The 18,335-nt window shown below is 67.3% G+C and carries 14 protein-coding genes; 10 read left to right on the plus strand and 4 right to left on the minus strand.

What is annotated here, in order from left to right; all coding sequences use genetic code 11:
* Positions 1-23: 23 nt before the first annotated feature.
* Positions 24-632, minus strand: a complete 609-nt coding sequence (locus AC1DEZ_RS25590; RefSeq protein ID WP_441514265.1) for an arylesterase — start codon at positions 630-632, stop codon at positions 24-26.
* 180 nt (positions 633-812) lie between these two features.
* Between AC1DEZ_RS25590 and AC1DEZ_RS25595 the strand changes: the two genes are divergently transcribed.
* From AC1DEZ_RS25595 to AC1DEZ_RS25610, 4 genes are all read left to right on the plus strand, one after another.
* Positions 813-1,514, plus strand: coding sequence for an ABC transporter ATP-binding protein (locus tag AC1DEZ_RS25595; protein ID WP_441514264.1), 702 nt, complete (start codon positions 813-815; stop codon positions 1,512-1,514).
* Between the two features lie 2 nt (positions 1,515-1,516).
* A complete protein-coding gene (locus AC1DEZ_RS25600; RefSeq protein WP_476781044.1) occupies positions 1,517-4,102 on the plus strand; it encodes an ABC transporter permease in 2,586 nt (861 codons plus the stop codon).
* Positions 4,103-4,321: 219 nt separating this feature from the next.
* Positions 4,322-5,095, plus strand: a complete 774-nt coding sequence (locus AC1DEZ_RS25605; RefSeq protein WP_441514262.1) for a Bax inhibitor-1/YccA family protein — start codon at positions 4,322-4,324, stop codon at positions 5,093-5,095.
* A 91-nt stretch (positions 5,096-5,186) separates the two neighbouring features.
* A complete protein-coding gene (locus tag AC1DEZ_RS25610) occupies positions 5,187-5,723 on the plus strand; it encodes an N-acetyltransferase family protein (RefSeq protein WP_476781045.1) in 537 nt (178 codons plus the stop codon).
* A gap of 20 nt (positions 5,724-5,743) precedes the next feature.
* Here AC1DEZ_RS25610 and AC1DEZ_RS25615 read toward each other — a convergent pair whose 3' ends face one another.
* Complete coding sequence (locus AC1DEZ_RS25615) at positions 5,744-6,112, minus strand: DUF2794 domain-containing protein (protein ID WP_441514260.1); 369 nt, start codon at positions 6,110-6,112, stop codon at positions 5,744-5,746.
* A gap of 355 nt (positions 6,113-6,467) precedes the next feature.
* A complete protein-coding gene (locus AC1DEZ_RS25620; protein ID WP_476781055.1) occupies positions 6,468-7,016 on the minus strand; it encodes a peroxidase-related enzyme in 549 nt (182 codons plus the stop codon).
* A 192-nt stretch (positions 7,017-7,208) separates the two neighbouring features.
* Here AC1DEZ_RS25620 and AC1DEZ_RS25625 point away from each other — a divergent pair, with 192 nt between their 5' ends.
* Both AC1DEZ_RS25625 and AC1DEZ_RS25630 read left to right on the plus strand, forming a co-directional pair.
* A complete protein-coding gene (locus AC1DEZ_RS25625; protein WP_476781046.1) occupies positions 7,209-12,032 on the plus strand; it encodes an NAD-glutamate dehydrogenase in 4,824 nt (1,607 codons plus the stop codon).
* A gap of 14 nt (positions 12,033-12,046) precedes the next feature.
* Positions 12,047-12,241, plus strand: a complete 195-nt coding sequence (locus AC1DEZ_RS25630; RefSeq protein ID WP_441514258.1) for a Trm112 family protein — start codon at positions 12,047-12,049, stop codon at positions 12,239-12,241.
* Positions 12,242-12,347: 106 nt separating this feature from the next.
* On the opposite strand, the gene AC1DEZ_RS25635 is transcribed toward AC1DEZ_RS25630, so the two are convergent.
* Positions 12,348-13,595 (minus strand): ubiquinone biosynthesis hydroxylase, encoded by a 1,248-nt coding sequence (locus tag AC1DEZ_RS25635; RefSeq protein WP_476781047.1) that lies wholly within the window; start codon positions 13,593-13,595, stop codon positions 12,348-12,350.
* Between the two features lie 122 nt (positions 13,596-13,717).
* On the opposite strand from AC1DEZ_RS25635, the gene tesB reads away from it, so the two are divergent.
* The 4 genes from tesB to AC1DEZ_RS25655 form a co-directional block, all read left to right on the plus strand.
* On the plus strand, positions 13,718-14,584 hold the full coding sequence (gene tesB / locus AC1DEZ_RS25640; RefSeq protein WP_476781048.1) for an acyl-CoA thioesterase II: 867 nt from the start codon (positions 13,718-13,720) through the stop codon (positions 14,582-14,584).
* Positions 14,585-14,820: 236 nt separating this feature from the next.
* Entirely contained in the window at positions 14,821-15,159 is a 339-nt protein-coding gene (locus AC1DEZ_RS25645; protein WP_441514255.1) for a P-II family nitrogen regulator, read from the plus strand.
* A gap of 26 nt (positions 15,160-15,185) precedes the next feature.
* Complete coding sequence (locus AC1DEZ_RS25650) at positions 15,186-16,664, plus strand: ammonium transporter (protein ID WP_476781049.1); 1,479 nt, start codon at positions 15,186-15,188, stop codon at positions 16,662-16,664.
* A gap of 226 nt (positions 16,665-16,890) precedes the next feature.
* On the plus strand, positions 16,891-18,335 hold a 1,445-nt coding region (locus tag AC1DEZ_RS25655), incomplete at its 3' end, for a DNA translocase FtsK (protein ID WP_476781050.1).

Here is an 18,335-nt window from a genome sequence, read left to right on the forward strand (position 1 = left end):
CGCGCGGAAAGCCCGCGGACGGATCAGGACCTGGCGGGCAAGGTGGCGATGAAGCGCTCGACCGTCGGCAGGATGTTGCGGACGATGACGGTGACGCCCTCGGCCGTGGGGTGGAGCCCATCCGCCTGGTTCAGAGCGCGGTCGCCCGCGATGCCATCCAGGAAGAAGGGGTAAAGCACCAGCCCGTACTTCTCCGCAAGCTCGCGATAGATCGCGTCGAAACGTTTCGCATAATCCTCCCCGAGATTGCGCGGGGCGTACATGCCGGCGATCATTACCGGAATCTTCCGCTCCTTCAGCCGCGCGATCATCATGTCCAGCGCCTGGCGTGTCTGCGCCGGGTCGACTCCGCGCAGCGCATCGTTCGCGCCGAGTTCGAGGATCACGCCATCGGTCCCATCAGGCACCGACCAGTCGAGCCGTTCCAGCCCCCCTTGCGTCGTATCGCCGGACACGCCGGCGTTCACGATTTCGACAGCGACGCCCTTCCGGCGCAGAGCCTGCTCCAGGACGGCGGGAAAAGCCGCGCTGCCCGGCAGATTGTAACCCGCAGACAGCGAATCGCCGAAGGCGACGAGCTTCAGCGGCCTCGCGGCGGTTGGGTTGGTGCTGGCGGTCTGGGAGCTGGCCATGTCGCTGGAACCGATGAAAAGCAGCAGGAGAATAACGAAAAACGCCGCAGCCGATTGGAGAAGCGCGAAACCGCGCCCATATGGCCGCAGACCGCGCCGCGCCGCGTTTCCGCCCCGCTCCGGGCGTGATCTGGCGCCAGCGGGGATGGCGATGGATAGCGAAGTCAGGATCATGGCGTGATGAGCGAGAAGGCCGCCCCGGCGATCGAGTTGCAGGATGTCCACCTAAGTTTGGGGCGTGGCGCCGCCCGCGTCCATATCCTCAAGGGCGTCTCGGTGTCGCTGACAAATGGCGAGGCGACCGGGCTTGTCGGCCCCTCCGGCTCCGGCAAATCGACCCTGCTGATGATCATGGCCGGACTGGAACGCCCTGATTCAGGCCTCGTGCATGTGGCCGGGCAGGATCTCGGCGCCCTCGACGAGGATGGGCTCGCCGTCTTCCGCGGCAGGCAGATCGGCATCGTCTTCCAGTCCTTCCATCTCGTCCCAACGATGACGGCGCGCGAGAACGTGGCGCTGCCGCTGGAGCTCGCCGGCCATCCCGACGCCTTCGCCCGCGCCGAAGCCGAGCTGCGCAATGTCGGCCTCGGCCACCGCATGGACCATTATCCGGCCCAGCTCTCCGGCGGCGAGCAGCAGCGTGTCGCCATCGCACGGGCCGTCGCTCCCGATCCCGCGATCCTCGTCGCCGACGAGCCGACCGGCAATCTCGATGAAGCGACCGGCCGCTCGATCGTCGACCTCATCTTCGCCCTCAAGCGCGAGCGCGGCGCGACGCTGGTGCTCGTCACCCACGACCTCTCGCTCGCCGCCTTGTGCGAGCGCACCGTCCGCCTGCGCTCCGGCGTGATCGAGGCCGAGCACGAGACGGCGGTCGCCTGACGATGCACGCCCCCGTCAAGCCACCACACGGCCCGGCCTCCCGCTCCCTCGGCATCGGCCTCATCCTTCGCCTCGCCATCCGAGACCTGCGTGCCGGCCTGCGTGGCTTCGGCATCTTCATCGCCTGCCTCGCGCTCGGCGTCATGACCATCGCTGCCGTCGCCTCCGCCTCGCGCGGCCTGACCGAAGGCCTTGCCCGGGAAGGACGACGCATCCTCGGCGGCGACGCCGCCTTCAGCCTGATCCACCGCGAGGCAACGCCCGAAGAACTCGCCTTCCTGACCGCGCGCGGCACGGTCTCCAGCATCGCGACCATGCGCGGCATGGCCAATGCGGGAGACAAGGGCGCAGCACTCGTCGAGATCAAGGCGGTGGATTCCAGCTATCCGGGCATCGGGGCGGTCGAGACCGACCCGCAAGCTCCGCTGCCCGGGCTGCTGGAACAACGCGACGGCGTTTTCGGCGCCGCCGCCGATCCCGTCCTGTTCGGCCGGCTCGATCTCAGGCCCGGCGACATCGTCACGGTCGGCAGCGCAAAAATCCAGCTGCGCGCCAATCTGATGTCCGAGCCTGACAAGATCGCCGCCGGCGTCGGCTTCGGCCCGCGCCTCCTGATCTCGCAGGAAGCCCTTCGCGCCACCGGCCTGATCCAGCCGGGCAGCCTCATCCGCTGGACCTATCGCCTTCAGCTTCCGCCGACTGCCTCCAGCGACGCCGATCTCGAACTGCTTGTCGCCGATGTCGGCACCCAGCAGCGCGACGCCGGCTGGGAGATCCGCTCCCGCGCCAATGCCGCGCCGAGCTTCCAGCGCAATCTCGAACGCTTCACCCAGTTCCTGACGCTGGTCGGTCTCACCGCCCTGCTGGTCGGCGGCGTCGGCGTCGCCAATGCCGTGCGCCGCTTCGTCGAGGCCAAGAAGCTCGATTTCGCCACGATGAAGGCGGTCGGCGCCAGCGGCGGCCGCGTCGTCGCGATCCACCTGACCGAGGTGATGCTCGTCGCCGCTATCGGCACGGCGATCGGCCTAGTACTCGGCGCCGCCGCCCCCTTTGGCCTGGGCGCCGTCGTCCAGAGCATCCTGCCGGTTCCCTTCGAGCCGACATTGGCGCCGGGCGAACTCGCCATCGCCGCGCTCTACGGGCTGCTGACGGCGTTCGTCTTCGCGGTCATTCCGCTCGGCCGGGCGCACGATATCCCGGTGTCGGCCCTTTTCCGCGATCGCATCGAGCCCGATCCGCGACGTCCGCGCGCGATCTACCTCGCCCTCTGCGCACTGGCGCTGGCCGGGCTCGCCGGCGTCGCCATCGGCTTCGCCTATGACCGCCGGATCGCGCTGATCTATATCGGCGTGATGTTCGGCGTCTTCGTGCTGCTGCGGGTCGTCTCGCTTGGCCTGATGGCGCTCGCACGCCGCATCCCGCGCCCGCGCCGTCCGGCCCTGCGGATGGCGCTCGCCAACAGCCACCGGCCGGGTGCACTGACGCCCTCGCTCGTGCTCTCCCTCGGGCTGGGCGTCGCGCTGCTTTCGGCGCTCTCCTTCATCGATGTCAGCCTGACCCGGCAGCTCACCGGCGCGCTGCCCGACAAGGCGCCGAGCTTCTTCTTCCTCGATGTGCCCAGCCGCGATTCCGGGCGTTTCGACGCCTTCCTCGCCGAGCAACGCCCGGGCGCGAAGACCGAGCGCGTGCCGATGATGCGCGGCCGCATCGTCGCCGTGAACGAGACCCGCGCCGAAGACATCAAGGCGAGCGAGCAATCCGCCTGGGTGCTCGACGGCGACCGCGGCATCACCTATGCGGCGGCAATTCCGGAGGGCTCGCGCGTCTCCGCCGGCGCATGGTGGCCGCCGGATTACCGCGGCGAGCCACTAGTCTCCTTCGATGCCCAGAACGCCGCCGGCATCGGCCTGAAGATCGGCGACCGGCTCACCGTCAACGTGCTCGGCCGCAACATCACCGCCCGCGTCGCCAATCTCCGCACGGTCGACTGGCGCTCCTTCGGCATCAACTTCGTCATGGTGTTCTCGCCCAACACCTTCGCCGGCGCGCCGCACACCAACCTCGCGACCATCGCGGCGAGCCCGGACGGCCAGGGAGCGACCGACGCGGTGCTGATGCGCCGCCTCGCGCTCGATTTCCCCGCCGTCACGGCCGTGCGCGTCAAGGACGCGCTCGAAGCGGTCAACACCATCGTCTCCCAGCTCGCCATGGCTATCCGCGGCGCCTCCGGCCTCGCCATCGCGGCGAGCCTTCTCGTTCTGGGCGGCGCCCTCGCCGCCGGACAGAGGGCGCGTCTCTATGACGCGATGATCCTGAAGACCCTCGGCGCCACCCGCCGCTTCATACTTTCGTCGTACGCCCTTGAATACGCCGCCATCGGCCTCGTCGCGGCCGTCTTCGGCGTTGTTGCGGGTACAGCGGCGGGCTGGGGCATCGTCACGCAAGTGATGCGAATCGAATTCGTCAGTGATCCGACCGGCGCGATGCTGGCCGCGACTGCGGCAGTTGGTGTTACCGTCCTGTTCGGGCTCGTCGGTACGATAAAAATACTCGCGAAAGCCCCCGCTTCTCATCTCAGGAATTTATGATGACTATCTGGGAACGACTCTCGATAGACATTAAGATCCTGTAATTCTGCCTTTGTGCAGCGCCGAATTTCTATAGCCCAGCCGGGCTTAACCATGGCCGGCCCTTGTAAGGAAGGCAAAAGCCCCTCATATTCCACTCACCGCGCCGATCATGCGCGAGGACGGCTGGCATTCGCGTGCCTTCCGTCGTCCGAAACTACGTCAGGGGAAACTCTCTTAATGAGCAACTTCGACCGCAATGCTCCAGTCTGGGGTGCCGGCCGCGCACAGCAGACCAGCGCCGTCGAGATGGATCAGGGCCTGCGCTCGTTCATGCTCGGCGTCTACAACAACATGGCAATCGGCCTCGGCATTACCGGCCTCGCCGCGCTCGGCATCTCGATGCTGGCGATTGCCGGCTTCACGCCCGACGGCAAGATCACCGGCCTGACCGCGCTCGGCCAGGCGATTTATCTCAGCCCGCTGAAATGGGTCGTGATGTTGGCCCCGCTCGCCTTCATCATGCTCTTCTCGTTCAAGGCCGAAAGCATGAGCGCCTCTTCGGCGCGCACCATGTTCTTCGCCTTCGCGGCGGTCATGGGCATCTCGATGTCGTCCATCCTCGTCGTCTTCACCGGCGCTTCGGTGACGCGCGTCTTCTTCATCACGGCCGCCGCCTTCGGAGCGTTGAGCCTCGTCGGCTACACCACGAAGAAGTCGCTGTCGGGCATGGGCTCCTTCCTGATCATGGGCCTGATCGGCTTGATCATCGCCTCGGTGGTCAATCTGTTCCTGGCGTCGAGCGCGCTGTCCTTCGGCATCTCGGTGATCGGCGTCCTGATCTTCGCCGGCCTGACCGCCTGGGACACCCAGCGCCTGAAGGAGATGTATCTCTCTTCGGATCTGGATCCGGAATCGGCTGCGAAGATCTCGGTGAACGGCGCGCTGTCGCTCTACCTGAACTTCATCAACATGTTCCAGATGCTGATCAGCCTGCTCGGCGACCGCCGCTGAGCCGACCTTCAGCGGGCGTCATGCCCGGAGCAAGCCCCGGCCTCCCGGCCGGGGCTTTTCTTTTGGCACGGGCATTGCTCATTCTGCAGCGATGACGACGCCCGCGATCCGACCCGCTTGCCCGGCTGACATCGCCGCCATCCGCGCGATCTACGCCCATGCCGTCCTGCATGGGACCGCATCCTGGGAACTGGAGCCACCAGCCGAGACGGAGATGCTCCGCCGCTTCGAGACCATTCTGGCAGGCGGCTACCCCTATCTCGTCGCCGAAGGCGAAGGCGAACTGCTGGGCTATGCCTATGCCGGCGCCTACCGCCCGCGCCCCGCCTATCGCGCCACGGTCGAGAATTCGATCTACGTTGCTCCCACAGCCCAGGGACGCGGCGTCGGCGGCCTCCTGCTCGACGCATTGATCAATGCCTGCGCCGAATGCGGCTTCCGCCAGATGATCGCGGTGATCGGGGACGGCACGGGCGCCTCGGTGGGCTCGCGCCGCCTGCATGAGAAGGCCGGCTTCCGTCTGATCGGCGTGGCCGAGAAGGTCGGCTTCAAGCAGGGCCGCTGGCTCGACCAGATGCTGATGCAGAAGGAGCTGGGCGAAGGCGACCGCTCGCGACCGGCCTTCTGAAGCGACACCTCCGTTGATGGTCAGTTCACGATGCTGAGCTTGCGGTCTAGCACTTGCAGGACGCGTGACAGTTCCGAGCCGCGCTTGAGAATCAGCCCCGTCGCGGCGACGACCGAATAGGCGCCCTGCCGGCGGGCCAGCGCCGGATCCTTGACGATTCGGTAGAGGGGCATCTCCGACGAACGCCGGAACACCGAGAACTGCGCCTTGTCCTTCAGGAAATCGATGGCGTAGTCGCGCCATTCACCAGCCGCGACCATGCGGCCATAGAGATTGAGCAATTCGTTGAGTTCGCGCCGGTCGAAGGTGACTGTCGCCGGCCGGGCCGGCGACGGAAAATGGACGACCGCGCCAGCCGGTTGCGATTGCGGCGTTTCGCTTTCGCTCATGGCGCCTCCCTGAGCGGAGCCTCTCGAAGTGACCGGGCGATGATGCGCCCACACTGCTGCGCTGGCAAGCGATCGCGCTCGTCCGCGTTGGCGCGCTGGGTAAGCATTCGTCGCAAATGCCGCATTTTCGCCGCGAACGCGCCCAGCGACCGCCAAGTTACACCGCTCAACTCCCCTCGTTGCCTCGACGGCCCGGTTTCGCTGAACGCCGGTTTGTCAGCCCCCCAGCCCCCCGGAGTTCCGGTGGAGCCGGGCCACCGAGTCGAGGCCAACTAGCGGCTGGCATTGCGCCGGCCGTTTTCTTTTTGAGGGTCGGGCCTCGCTTCGCGAGGCCGCGATGACCGACGAAAGCGAGCTAGCGCGCCTGGCCGTGATACTCCGCGTTGGGCCTCATATCGACGGCCGAGGCCATCCGGTTCGACATGTTGTAGAAGGACGCGACCGCGCCGATGTCCCAGATGTCGCGCTCGCCAAAGCCAGCCTTGCGCAGGGCTTCCCGGTCATTCTCGCCGATCAGATGCGGCGTTTCAGTCAGCTTCACGGCGAAATCCAGCATGGCACGATGCCGCACCGACAGCTCCGCCGCACGGTAGTTCATCACCAGCATCTCGCCCAGCACCGGATCGCCGGAGAGTTGGCGCACGGCCGCGCCATGGGCCGCGAGGCAGTAATAGCAGCGATTCACGCTGGACACCGCGACCGCGATCATCTCGCGCTCCAGCTTGGACAGGCCGGAGGGCGCCAGCATCAGGTCGTTGTAGAAGGCGGCGAAGGCCGAGAGCTTGGCGTCATCATGGGCGTAGGACGTCAGCACATTCGGCACGAATCCGAGCTTCTCCCGGCACTTCTCGAAATAGGCGTCATTCTCCGGCGAAAGCTGTCCCGGCTTCAACGCCAACGCCATCACCCGCGGCGGCGCATCCTGCCGCGCCGGCTCTTCGCCTACCTTTGGTTTGTCATGCTTCGTCGCCATGGTGCATCCTGTTAGATCCTGAGCGGCAATTTTGCCGCTTTTTCAGGCAAGGCAAAGTTGAAAGCCTGAGCAGCCTATGCCATCGCTGCTGCAAAACAACTGGGGTGACACATGGGCAAACGGGTGACGAACGCGACCGCCGGAGCGATCGCAGCCATCGAAGCCGCGGCGACGGGCCTGAAGAGCGCGATGCCGGCCGAATTCCCCCGCCTTCTCTACGGTCGTTCTGTCGCCGAGGACCTCGAAGCCCTGCCGCCGGATATGCTCGCTCAGACCGCGGCCGCCGCCTACGAGCACCTGGCCGAGCCTCGCAAGCCCGAGACGATCAACCTGCGCTTCCGCGACGACGCGTTCGGCGAGGGTGACCGCCAGCGCCAGGTCACCATCCTGGAAGTCGTCAACGACAACAAACCGTTCCTGCTCGATTCGACGCTCGCGGAGCTGCAGGATCAGGGCTACGAGCCGCGCCTCGTCGCGCATCCGATCCTGGCGGTGGCGCGCGATGCCGAGGGCAAGTTCGTCTCGCTCGCCGGCGAAGCGACCGGCCGCGCGCCGGAAGGCACGCGGCGGGAAAGCCTGCTGCATATCCATATCCCGCGCATCGACACGCCCGCAGCGCGCGAAAAGCTGCGCGCCGGCCTGGAGCATGTCTATGCCGATGTCGCGCTCGCGGTCGACGACTGGGCCGCGATGCGCGGCCGTATCACCGAAGTGATACAGGCCTATCGCGCCAACCCGCCGCCGCTGCCGGAGGACGAGATCACCGAGGCGCTGCAATTCCTCGAATGGATCGCCGGCGACAACTTCACCCTGCTCGGCATCCGCGCCTACCGGTTCCCTGGCGGCGACGTCGCGGCCGACCCGATCGAGGGCTCGGGCCTCGGCATCCTGCGCGACCCCTCCGTCAAGGTGCTGCGCAAGGGCCGCGAGCTGGTGACGACCACGCCGGAGGTGCGTTCCTTCCTGGCCAAGCCCCAGGCGCTCATCATCACCAAGGCCAATGTCAAGAGCCTGGTCCACCGTCGCGTCCATCTCGACTATGTCGGCGTCAAGCTGTTCACGCCGGACGGCCGGCTCGACGGCGAGCTGCGCATCGTCGGCCTCCTGACCTCGAACGCCTATACCGGCTCGGCTCGCGCCATCCCCTATCTCAGGCTGAAGGTCGCGCGCGTCGCCAAGAACATCGGCTTCGATCCGGCGAGCTATTCCGGCCGCGCGCTGATGAACGTGCTCGACGCCTATCCGCGCGACGAGCTCTTCCAGATCGATGTGACGACCCTGGAGCAGTTCGCACTCGACATCCTGCAGCTCACCGAGCGCCCGCGCATCCGGGCGCTTGCCCGCGTCGACGAGTTCGACCGTTTCGTCTCGATCCTCGTCTTCATCCCGAAGGATCGCTACGACACCACGGTCCGTCAGCGCGTCGGCGAATTCCTGGCGCGGATCTATAACGGCCGCATCTCGGCCGCCTATCCGGCCTATCCGGAAGGCCCGCTCTCGCGCACCCACTACATCATCGGCCGCGACGAGGGCAAAACGCCGCGCATCGACCGCGCCACGCTCGAGGCCGGCATCAGCGCCATCGTCCGCACCTGGGGCGACGGCCTCAAGGACGTGCTCGATCAGGAGAAGGCCGGGCCGGCCGCTCGCGCACTGGCCGAACGCTACGCCGAGGCCTTCGGCGCCGCTTATCGCGAACGCTTCTCTGCCGCCGATGCGCTTGTCGACATCGAGATGCTGCAGCAGCTGACGCCGGAGCGCGGCCGGGCCGTCAACCTCTACCGGCGCGAGGGCGACGACGCCAAGCGCGCCAATCTCAAGGTCTTCTCGCGCGGAGCGCCGATCTCGCTGTCCGCCCGCGTGCCAGTGCTCGAGAACATGGGCTTCCGCGTCGTCAACGAGCGGACTTACAACGTCATGCCACAGGGCACCGGCGAGAACGCCCGCGTCTGGCTGCATGACATGTCGCTGGAGCGCGCCGACGACGGCGAGATCGACATCGAGCATCTCGATCCGACGATCGAGGCCGCCCTGATGGCGCAGTTCCGCGGCCTCGCCGAATCCGACCGCTTCGACCAGCTCGTCCTCGCCGCCGGCCTTGCCTGGCGCGAGGCCGCTTTGCTGCGCGCCTTCGGCCGCTATCTCCGCCAGGCCGGCGCGCCCTATGCGCAGGGCTATATCGCCGATGCGCTGACCCGCCACGCCGACATCGCCTCGGGCCTGATCGCCTATTTCAATGCCAAGTTCGACCCGCGCGTTCCGGCCGGCGAGCGCGAGCAGCGCATGGCCCAGAAGCGCGCCGAGATCGAGGAGGCGCTCGACGCCGTCACCAGCCTCGACGAAGACCGCATCCTGCGTCGCCTGATCAATCTGGTCGACGCTGCGCTGCGCACCAATTTCTTCCAGACCGGCCCGGACGGCCATCCGCGTCAGACCATCACCTTCAAATTCGATTGCGCGAAGGTGGACGGCCTGCCGCTGCCGCGCCCGCTCTACGAGATCTTCGTCTATTCGCCACGTGTCGAGGGCGTCCATATGCGCTTCGGCAAGGTCGCCCGCGGCGGCCTGCGCTGGTCGGACCGGCCGCAGGACTTCCGCACCGAGGTGCTGGGCCTGGTCAAGGCGCAGCAGGTCAAGAACGCCGTGATCGTGCCGGTCGGCGCCAAGGGCGGCTTCGTTCCGAAGCAGCTGCCTCCGGCCTCCGACCGTGCCGCTTGGCTGGCCGAGGGCACCGAGAGCTACCGCATCTTCATCCGCAACCTGCTAGAGCTCACCGACAATCTCGATGGCGAGACGATCGTGCCGCCGCCGGATACGGTGCGCCATGACGGCGACGATCCCTATCTCGTCGTCGCCGCCGACAAGGGCACTGCGACCTTCTCCGACACCGCCAACGCGATCTCGCTGGAGAAGCACCACTGGCTCGGCGACGCCTTCGCCTCCGGCGGCTCGCAGGGCTACGACCACAAGGGCATGGGCATCACGGCCCGCGGCGGCTGGGAGGCGGTGAAACGCCACTTCCGCGAGGTCGATATCGACATCCAGACGACGCCCTTCACGGTCGCCGGCGTCGGCGACATGTCCGGCGACGTCTTCGGCAACGGCATGCTGCTCTCGCCGGCGATCAAGCTCGTTGCGGCCTTCGACCACCGCGACATCTTCCTCGATCCGAATCCGGACCCTGCCGCCTCGCTGGCCGAGCGCCAGCGCCTCTTCGCACTGCCGCGCTCGTCTTGGGCTGACTACGACAAGACGCTGATCTCGAAGGGCGGCGGCATCTTCTCGCGCCAGGCCAAGAGCATCCCGCTCTCCGCGGAGGTCCGTGCCCTGCTCGACCTCGACAAGGCCGAAGTCTCACCGCCCGAGCTGATGACGGCGATCCTCAAGGCGCGCGTCGATCTGCTTTGGTTCGGCGGAATCGGCACCTATATCCGCGCCAGCGACGAGACCGACGCACAGGTCGGCGACCGCGCCAATGACGCGATCCGCATCACCGGCAACGATCTCAGGTCGCGGGTCATCGGGGAAGGCGCCAATCTCGGCGTGACCCAGCGCGGCCGCATCGAGGCTGCCCGCAAGGGCGTCAAGCTCAACACCGACGCGATCGACAACTCGGCCGGCGTCAACACCTCGGACGTCGAGGTCAACATCAAGATCGCGCTCGCCGGCCCGGTGAAGGACGGCCGCCTCCAGGAAGACAAGCGCAACGAATTGCTGGCGGCGATGACCGACGAGGTCGGCGATCTCGTCCTGCGCAACAACTATCTGCAGACGCTCGCCCTCTCGCTCACCGAGGCGCAGGGCGCCGCGGCGACGCCCGGCCTGCGCTTCCTGATGCAGACGCTGGAGCAGGACGGACGGCTCGACCGCTCGGTCGAGTATCTGCCGAGCGACGCCCAGCTCGCCGAGCGCGAGAAGCGTAGCGAAGGCCTGACCCGGCCGGAACTCGCCGTGCTCCTGGCCTATGCCAAGCTCTCGCTGCACGACGCACTGCTCGAATCCTCCGTGCCGGACGATCCCTATCTCGCCAGCGAGCTCGTCCGCTATTTCCCGAAGGCCCTGCGGGACGCCTATCCGGACGCCATCGCCAGCCACAAGCTGCGGCGCGAGATCGTGGCGACGCAGCTCGCCAATGCGATCGTCAACCGCGGCGGCCCGGCTCTGGTCCCGGTCCTGGCCGCGCTAACCCGCTCGGGCGCACCGGCCATCGCCGCCGCCTACGCCATCGCCCGCGACTCCTTCGACCTGATCGCCCTCAACGGTGACATCGACGCGCTCGACGCCAAGATCCCCGGCAAGACCCAGCTCGGTCTCTATGCCGCCGCCCAGGAACTCGTCACCAACCGCATGGGCTGGTTCCTGCGTCGCGGGGTCGCCAAGCCCGGCACCATCGAGCAGACGATCGCCCATTATGCCAGGGGCGTGAAAGAGCTGTCGGCCGAGCTCGGCAGCCTGCTACCCGAGGCCGCCTCGCAGGTCCGCCTCGCCCGCATCGCCGTGCTGACCTCCGAAGGCGTGCCCGAAGCACTGGCCACCCGCGTCGCCAGCCTGCCGGCGATGGCCGAGGCGACGGACATCGTCGACATCGCCGAGCGCAGCAAGCGCGAGATCGGCGATGTCGCCCGTATCCATTTCGGCATCGACGCGCTCTTCGGCCTGTCGAGCTTGAAGACAGCGGCGTCAGCCGTCCCCGCGACTGACGACTACGAGCGCCTTGCCCGCGAGCGCGCGCTCGAAACCCTCGACGACGCCCACTCCAACCTGACCCAGGAGGCTTCCGCATCCGGCAAGGGCGAAGGCACACTGGACAGCTGGCTTGCCGAGCGCGGCGAGGAGGCGGAACGGACCCGCTCGACCGTCAACGCAATCGCGAGTTCCGGCCTCACCTTGCCGAAACTGATGGTGGCCGCCGGCATGCTGGCCGACCTGCCGCGCAAGCGCGGCTGAACAGGACGAACCGAATGACCGAAGCCGACCGCAGCACCCGTATCGACCCCAAGCTGCTCGAAATCCTGGTCTGCCCGCTGACCAAGGCGACGCTCGAATACGATGCCGCGAAGCAGGAGCTGATCAGCCGGGCGGCGAAGCTCGCCTATCCGATCCGTGACGGCATCCCGATCATGCTGCCGGAAGAGGCCCGGCCGCTGGAGGATTGAGACCAGTCGTCATTCTCGGGGCGCCGCATAGCGGCGACCCGAGAATCTCAGGACGAGAAGGCTCTGGTTTCCGAGATGGTCGGGTCAAGCCCGACCATGACGGCCGTCAAAGCAACTCGCCCCTGAGCAGCCGAGGCGGCGCGCCCGCGACACCCGCTGCCTCGCGGATGAAGAACCGCTTCAGTCCCGGAAGCCGGTCGACGACCCCCAGGCCGAAGTCACGCGCCAGCCTGATCGGCGTCGCATCGTTCGAGAACAGCCGGTTCAGCCCGTCAGTGACCGCGCCCATCGCCACGGTGTCGAAGCGGCGGGCCTTCTCATAGCCTTCGAGCACGTCGAGCGAGCCGGGATCGAGCCCGAGCCGGGCCGCATCGACGATGGTCTCGGCCAGCGCCGCGACATCCTTGAGTCCGAGGTTGAGTCCCTGCCCCGCGATGGGGTGGATCAGATGCGCGGCATCCCCGAGCAGCGCGAATCGCTCAGCCACGAAGCGCCGGGCCACACCGAAGCCGAGCGGATGCGCGCTCACAGCGCTTTCGAGCGTGATCTCGCCAAGCTCGAGCCCGAAACGCGTCTCGATCTCGGCCAGCAGGTCGGCAGCATCGAGCGAGAGCAGGGCCGGGACATTCTCCCTCCTCTCGGTCCAGACGATCGAGGAGCGGTGGCCGAGGGTGCCACCATCGGCGAGCGGCAGGATCGCGAAGGGGCCGGACGGCAGGAAATGTTCGACGGCCCGGCCGCCATGCGGACGCTCATGCCCGATCGTCGCGACGATGCCGGACTGGCCATAGCCCCAGCCGACCCAGCCGATGCCGGCCTGCTCGCGCAGCTTCGAGCGCGCGCCGTCGGCAGCGACCAGCAGCGTAGCCTCGCCGCGCGAGCCGTCACCGAAGACGACCCCAACCGCAGCTTCTTCTGCCGTGAAACGGCGCACCCCGGTCGCGCGCAGCTCGACGCCTTCCCGCTCGCAGGCCGCCTTGAGCGCGGCCACCAGCGCTGCGTTCTCCACCATATGGGCGAAGGGCTGGCCGGGCTCGACCTCGCCGTCGAAGGTCAGGAAGACCGGGCGCACCGCATCATTCGTGCGGCTGTCCGAGACGATCATCTCCATCATCGCCTGCGCAGAGCCTGCGACGGCGTCCCAGATGCCCAGCGTCTCCAACATCGCGCGGGCACCGGCCGCCACCGCGTAGGCGCGGTTGTCGGCGCGCGGCGGCGCAGCCAGCGCCGGATCGGCCAGCGTAATCGCGAAATCGTTCCCCAGCGCCTGCTTCAGCGCCAGCGCCAGGGTCAGCCCCGCGATTCCCCCACCCGCGATGACGATGCCCATGTCGGAATCCCGCTCGATGGCCATGCTGCTGCTCCTTCGGCAAGCGTCTTGACGGCACGGGACGCCTCGTTGCTGATGCGAGACGAACCGGCTGTTCCTGTGGGGGCCGCCAGCCGCTCCGTCAACTGACCGCGATGCCCGCCGCCATGTCCCAGATCAGCGCCTCCCTGACGGCGATTCTCGACCTCGAGCCGCTCGAGCGCAACCTGTTCCGCGGTCGCAGCCCCAAGTCGAACTGGCCGCGCGTCTTCGGCGGGCAGGTCATCGCGCAGTCGCTTTATGCCGCCTGCAAGACGGTGGAGGGCCGGCAGCCGCATTCGCTGCATGCCTATTTCCTGCTGCCTGGCGACCCGGAGATTCCGATCGTCTATGAAGTCGACCGGCTGCGCGACGGCCGGTCCTTCACGACGCGGCGCGTGCTCGCCATCCAGAAGGGCGAGGCGATCTTCGCCATGTCCGCTTCCTTCCAGGTCGACGAGCCCGGCTTCGAGCACCAGATGCCGATGCCGAGCGTGCCGATGCCGGAAGAGCTGCCGGATCGGGAGGAGATGGCCAAGAGCGTCCTGCCGCATATGCCGGATGCCATACAGGCCTATTATCAGCGCAAGCGGCCGATCGAGATCCGCCCTGTCGAACTCGAGCGTTATCGCACCGGCGGCAAGATGGAGCCGAAGTTCAACGTCTGGATCCGGGCGATGGAAACCCTTCCGGACGAGCCGGCTTTCCATCAGAGCGTGCTGGCCTATGCCTCCGACCTGATGCTGCTCGATTCCAGCCTGATCGCGCACGGCACCACGGTCTTCGACCAGAAGATCCAGGGCGCCAGCCTCGACCATGCATTGTGGTTCCATCGTCCGTTCCGGGCCGATGAGTGGCTTCTCTACTCGCAGGACAGCCCTTCGACCTCGGGCGCCCGGGGCTTCTCGCGCGGCCTCGTCTTCGATCGGCAGGGCCGCCTCGTCGCCTCCGTCGCCCAGGAAGGGCTCATCCGGCCCCGGCCGGATCTGGGCTGACGATATTTTGGGCGCATGCTTCTCCGATAATCTCATGCCTATTTTCTAGGCAGAGCCTGCTTTCCCAACATCTGATTCCCCTCATTTGACCTCCGGATGCCCCCTTGAGGCTCCCGGAGCGGGTTGGCACGTCCCTTGAATTGCATGGTGCGACGCACTGCGACCGCAGGGCGCGCGAGGTGCAACGAGATCGCCGGGGCTGACGACCGGGCGGCGCAAACGGGGAAACCCAGCACATGAAAATCGTGATGGCAATCATCAAGCCGTTCAAGCTGGAGGAGGTGCGCGACGCGCTCACCGCCATCGGCGTGCACGGCCTGACGGTGACCGAAGTCAAAGGCTACGGTCGCCAGAAGGGGCATACGGAAATCTATCGCGGCGCCGAATATGCCGTGAGCTTCCTGCCGAAGATCAAGATCGAGGTCGCTGTCTCCGACGAGCTCGTCCCGCAGGTGATCGAGGCGATCACCGCCGCGGCCCGCACCGGCCAGATCGGTGACGGCAAGATCTTCGTTTCCTCGATCGAGAGAGCCGTGCGCATCCGCACCGGCGAGACCGACGCCGACGCCCTCTGAGCCCGACCCTTCAGGAGTTTTAGACGATGAATTTGAGGACTTCCCTGCGGGCCGGATCGATCGGCCTCGCACTGGCCGCCGTTTCGGCCGGCGTCGCGCTCGCCCAGGCCCCGGCGGCCGCCCCGCCCGTTCCCAACAAGGGCGACGTCGCCTTCATGATGAGCTCGACGATCCTCGTCCTGCTCATGACGATCCCGGGCCTCGCCCTCTTCTATGGCGGCCTCGTCCGTTCCAAGAACATGCTCTCGGTGCTGACCCAGGTCTTCGCCATCGTCAGCGTCGTCTGCATCCTCTGGGTCGCCTATGGCTATTCGCTCGCCTTCACCAATGGCGGCGGGCTGAACGACTTCGTCGGCGGCTTCTCGAAGGCCTTCCTGCGCGGCGTCGACGCAACCACCGTGGCGGGCACGTTCTCGAACGGGGTCTACATCCCCGAATTCGTCTATATCTGCTTCCAGATGACCTTCGCCTGCATCACGCCGGCGCTGATCGTCGGCGCCTTCGCGGAACGCATGAAGTTCTCCGCGCTGCTGCTGTTCACGGTGCTCTGGGTCACCTTCATTTATTTCCCGATGGCCCACATGGTCTGGTACTGGGGCGGGCCTGACGCGGTCGGCAACGCCGCCAAGGCGCTGGCCGAGGCCGGCGCGGACGGCAAGGCTGCGGCGCAGTCCGCGCTCGACGCGGTCAATGCCGATGCCGGCATGCTCTTCAAATGGGGCGCGCTCGACTTCGCCGGCGGCACGGTGGTCCACATCAACGCTGGCATCGCCGGCCTCGTCGGCTGCATTCTGATGGGCAAGCGCATCGGCTTCGGCAAGGAGCTGATGGCGCCGCACTCGCTGACGATGACTCTGATCGGCGCGGCGCTGCTCTGGGTCGGCTGGTTCGGCTTCAACGCCGGCTCGAACCTCGAAGCCAACGGCACCGCCGCGCTCGCCATGATCAACACCTTCGTCGCCACGGCAGCCGCCGCGCTGGGCTGGCTCTTYGTCGARTGGGCGGTCAAGGGCAAGCCCTCGMTGCTCGGCATGGTCTCGGGCGCGGTCGCCGGCCTCGTCGCCGTCACCCCGGCSGCCGGCTTCGCCGGCCCGATGGGCTCGATCGTCCTCGGGCTCGTCGTCGGTGTCGTGTGCTTCGTCTTCTGCACGACGGTGAAGAACGCGCTCGGCTATGACGACTCGCTCGACGTCTTCGGCATCCACTGCGTCGGCGGCATCATCGGCGCGATCGCGACCGGCATCCTGGTCAACACCGCTCTCGGCGGCGGGGGTATCCCGGATTATTCAAGCAAGCCCGGCGAACTCGTCGTCGCCGCCTACGAGTTCGGCCCGGCCGTCATGGCGCAGGTGAAGGCGGTGCTGTTCACGCTGGTGTTCAGCGGCGTTGGCTCGGCGATCCTCTACAAGATCGTCGACGTGATCGTCGGCCTGCGCGTCACCACCGATGAAGAGCGCGAGGGTCTCGACATCGCCGAGCACGGCGAGCGCGCTTACAATATGTGATCTCCTGCAGGTTTCACGTGAATCCCGGACCCCGGCGGGCAACCGCCGGGGTTTTCTCTTCTTGCCGCCGGCCCCGCGCGCTCCGGCTCCGCGGCCTCCCGACATCCGGCGGCGGGAGGCGGTGCATAGCGTTCAAGGTTAAGCGGGTCTTAACCTCGCCTTCCTAACCTCTTCCTGATGGCCGGAATGATGCGGCCCGACAGTCCGGACACGACCCGAAAGCCGCATGCGCACCATTCGCCGCTCCCAATCGCTCATGGACCGCCTGCCCGATCCGGTGCGGGAGTTCCTGTCGCGCCGTGCCTCGGAGCTGACCGGGCTTGGCGTGCTGGCCCTGATGGTCGCGATCGCCGTCGCGCTCGCGAGCTGGTCGGTCGATGATCCCAGCCTGAACAACGCCACCAGCGGCGCCGTTCGCAACTGGCTCGGGCGCCCCGGCGCCATGGTCGCCGATCTGCTGATGCAGCTCATCGGCCTTGGCGTCATCGCATTGCTCTTCCCGCCGATGATCTGGGCGCTTAGGCTCATGCGCTTCCATCTCTTCGATCGCGGCGCGCTCAAGCTCGGCCTCTGGGTCGTCGGCGTCGCTGCGACCGCCGCCGTGGCCAGCGCCTTGCCGGCCACGCCGCGCTGGCCGCTGCCGACCGGCATGGGAGGCGTCATCGGCGACGGGCTGCTCTTCGGCACACGCAACATCGCCGGCATTGCCGGCAGCGCCGTCGGCAGCCTCGTCGGTTTCCTCTATGCCGGCATCGCCATTCTCGCCGTCACCGCCGCCGCCGGCTTCGGCTTCGTCACCGACGACGACTCTGCGCTCGATGGCGACGAGGCCGAGGATAGCTGGTCGGACGGCGAGGAGCGCCGTGACGACGAGCCCGGCATTACCGTGATCCTGATCGGCTGGCTCGCCCATGGCGCCATGGCCCTGCGCGCCGCCATCCTGCGCCGCCTGCCGCAGCCACCCGAACCCGCCGTCGATCGAGGCGTCGTCCCGCGCGATGAAAGCGGCCGCGTGCGCCGCGAGCCGCAGTTCGGCGAAGCGCCCGCCAGCCGCCGCAGCCTTCCCGAGTTCGATCCCGAACCGCTTCCGGGCGCGCGTCCCTCCCTGGCGAAGGGCCGGGCTCAGGATGACATCGACGCCCCCTTCGATCTCGATGACGATCCGCAGGATCTGCGCGATCTCAACGCGCCGCGGGTGGCCATGCCGCGCGCGGCGCCCAAACCCGGCAAGCGTATGCAGCGCGAGGCGCAGCCCTCGCTCCTCGACCGGGAAGGCTTCGAGCTGCCGCCGCTGACCTATCTGGCCGAGCCGAAAAAGGTCGCGGCCAACGCCGTCTCGACCGACGCGCTGGAGCAGAACGCGACACTGCTTGAAGGCGTGCTCGAGGACTTCGGCGTTCGCGGCGAGATCACGCAGGTCCGGCCCGGCCCGGTGGTCACCCTCTATGAGCTTGAGCCTGCTCCGGGGACGAAGTCGTCGCGGGTGATYTCGCTGGCTGACGACATCGCGCGTTCGATGAGYGCGGTCTCGGCCCGTGTCGCGGTGGTGCAGGGCAAGAACGCCATCGGCATCGAATTGCCCAACAGCAAGCGCGAGACCGTCTTCCTGCGCGAGCTCCTCGCCAGCCAGGATTTCGAGGCAACCAAGCACAAGTTGGCGCTCTGCCTCGG

This window comes from Allobosea sp. 10L422 (assembly GCF_056395345.1).

What these genes read in the sequence shown, in the direction of transcription:
- AC1DEZ_RS25590 (WP_441514265.1), bottom strand. Translation starts at nt 632, where the DNA reads ATGGCCAGCTCCCAGACCGCCAGCACCAACCCAACCGCCGCGAGGCCG.
- AC1DEZ_RS25595 (WP_441514264.1), top strand. Translation starts at nt 813, where the DNA reads ATGAGCGAGAAGGCCGCCCCGGCGATCGAGTTGCAGGATGTCCACCTA.
- AC1DEZ_RS25600 (WP_476781044.1), top strand. Translation starts at nt 1,517, where the DNA reads ATGCACGCCCCCGTCAAGCCACCACACGGCCCGGCCTCCCGCTCCCTC.
- AC1DEZ_RS25605 (WP_441514262.1), top strand. Translation starts at nt 4,322, where the DNA reads ATGAGCAACTTCGACCGCAATGCTCCAGTCTGGGGTGCCGGCCGCGCA.
- AC1DEZ_RS25610 (WP_476781045.1), top strand. Translation starts at nt 5,187, where the DNA reads ATGACGACGCCCGCGATCCGACCCGCTTGCCCGGCTGACATCGCCGCC.
- AC1DEZ_RS25615 (WP_441514260.1), bottom strand. Translation starts at nt 6,112, where the DNA reads ATGAGCGAAAGCGAAACGCCGCAATCGCAACCGGCTGGCGCGGTCGTC.
- AC1DEZ_RS25620 (WP_476781055.1), bottom strand. Translation starts at nt 7,016, where the DNA reads ATGGCGTTGGCGTTGAAGCCGGGACAGCTTTCGCCGGAGAATGACGCC.
- AC1DEZ_RS25630 (WP_441514258.1), top strand. Translation starts at nt 12,047, where the DNA reads ATGACCGAAGCCGACCGCAGCACCCGTATCGACCCCAAGCTGCTCGAA.
- AC1DEZ_RS25635 (WP_476781047.1), bottom strand. Translation starts at nt 13,595, where the DNA reads ATGGCCATCGAGCGGGATTCCGACATGGGCATCGTCATCGCGGGTGGG.
- tesB (WP_476781048.1), top strand. Translation starts at nt 13,718, where the DNA reads ATGTCCCAGATCAGCGCCTCCCTGACGGCGATTCTCGACCTCGAGCCG.
- AC1DEZ_RS25645 (WP_441514255.1), top strand. Translation starts at nt 14,821, where the DNA reads ATGAAAATCGTGATGGCAATCATCAAGCCGTTCAAGCTGGAGGAGGTG.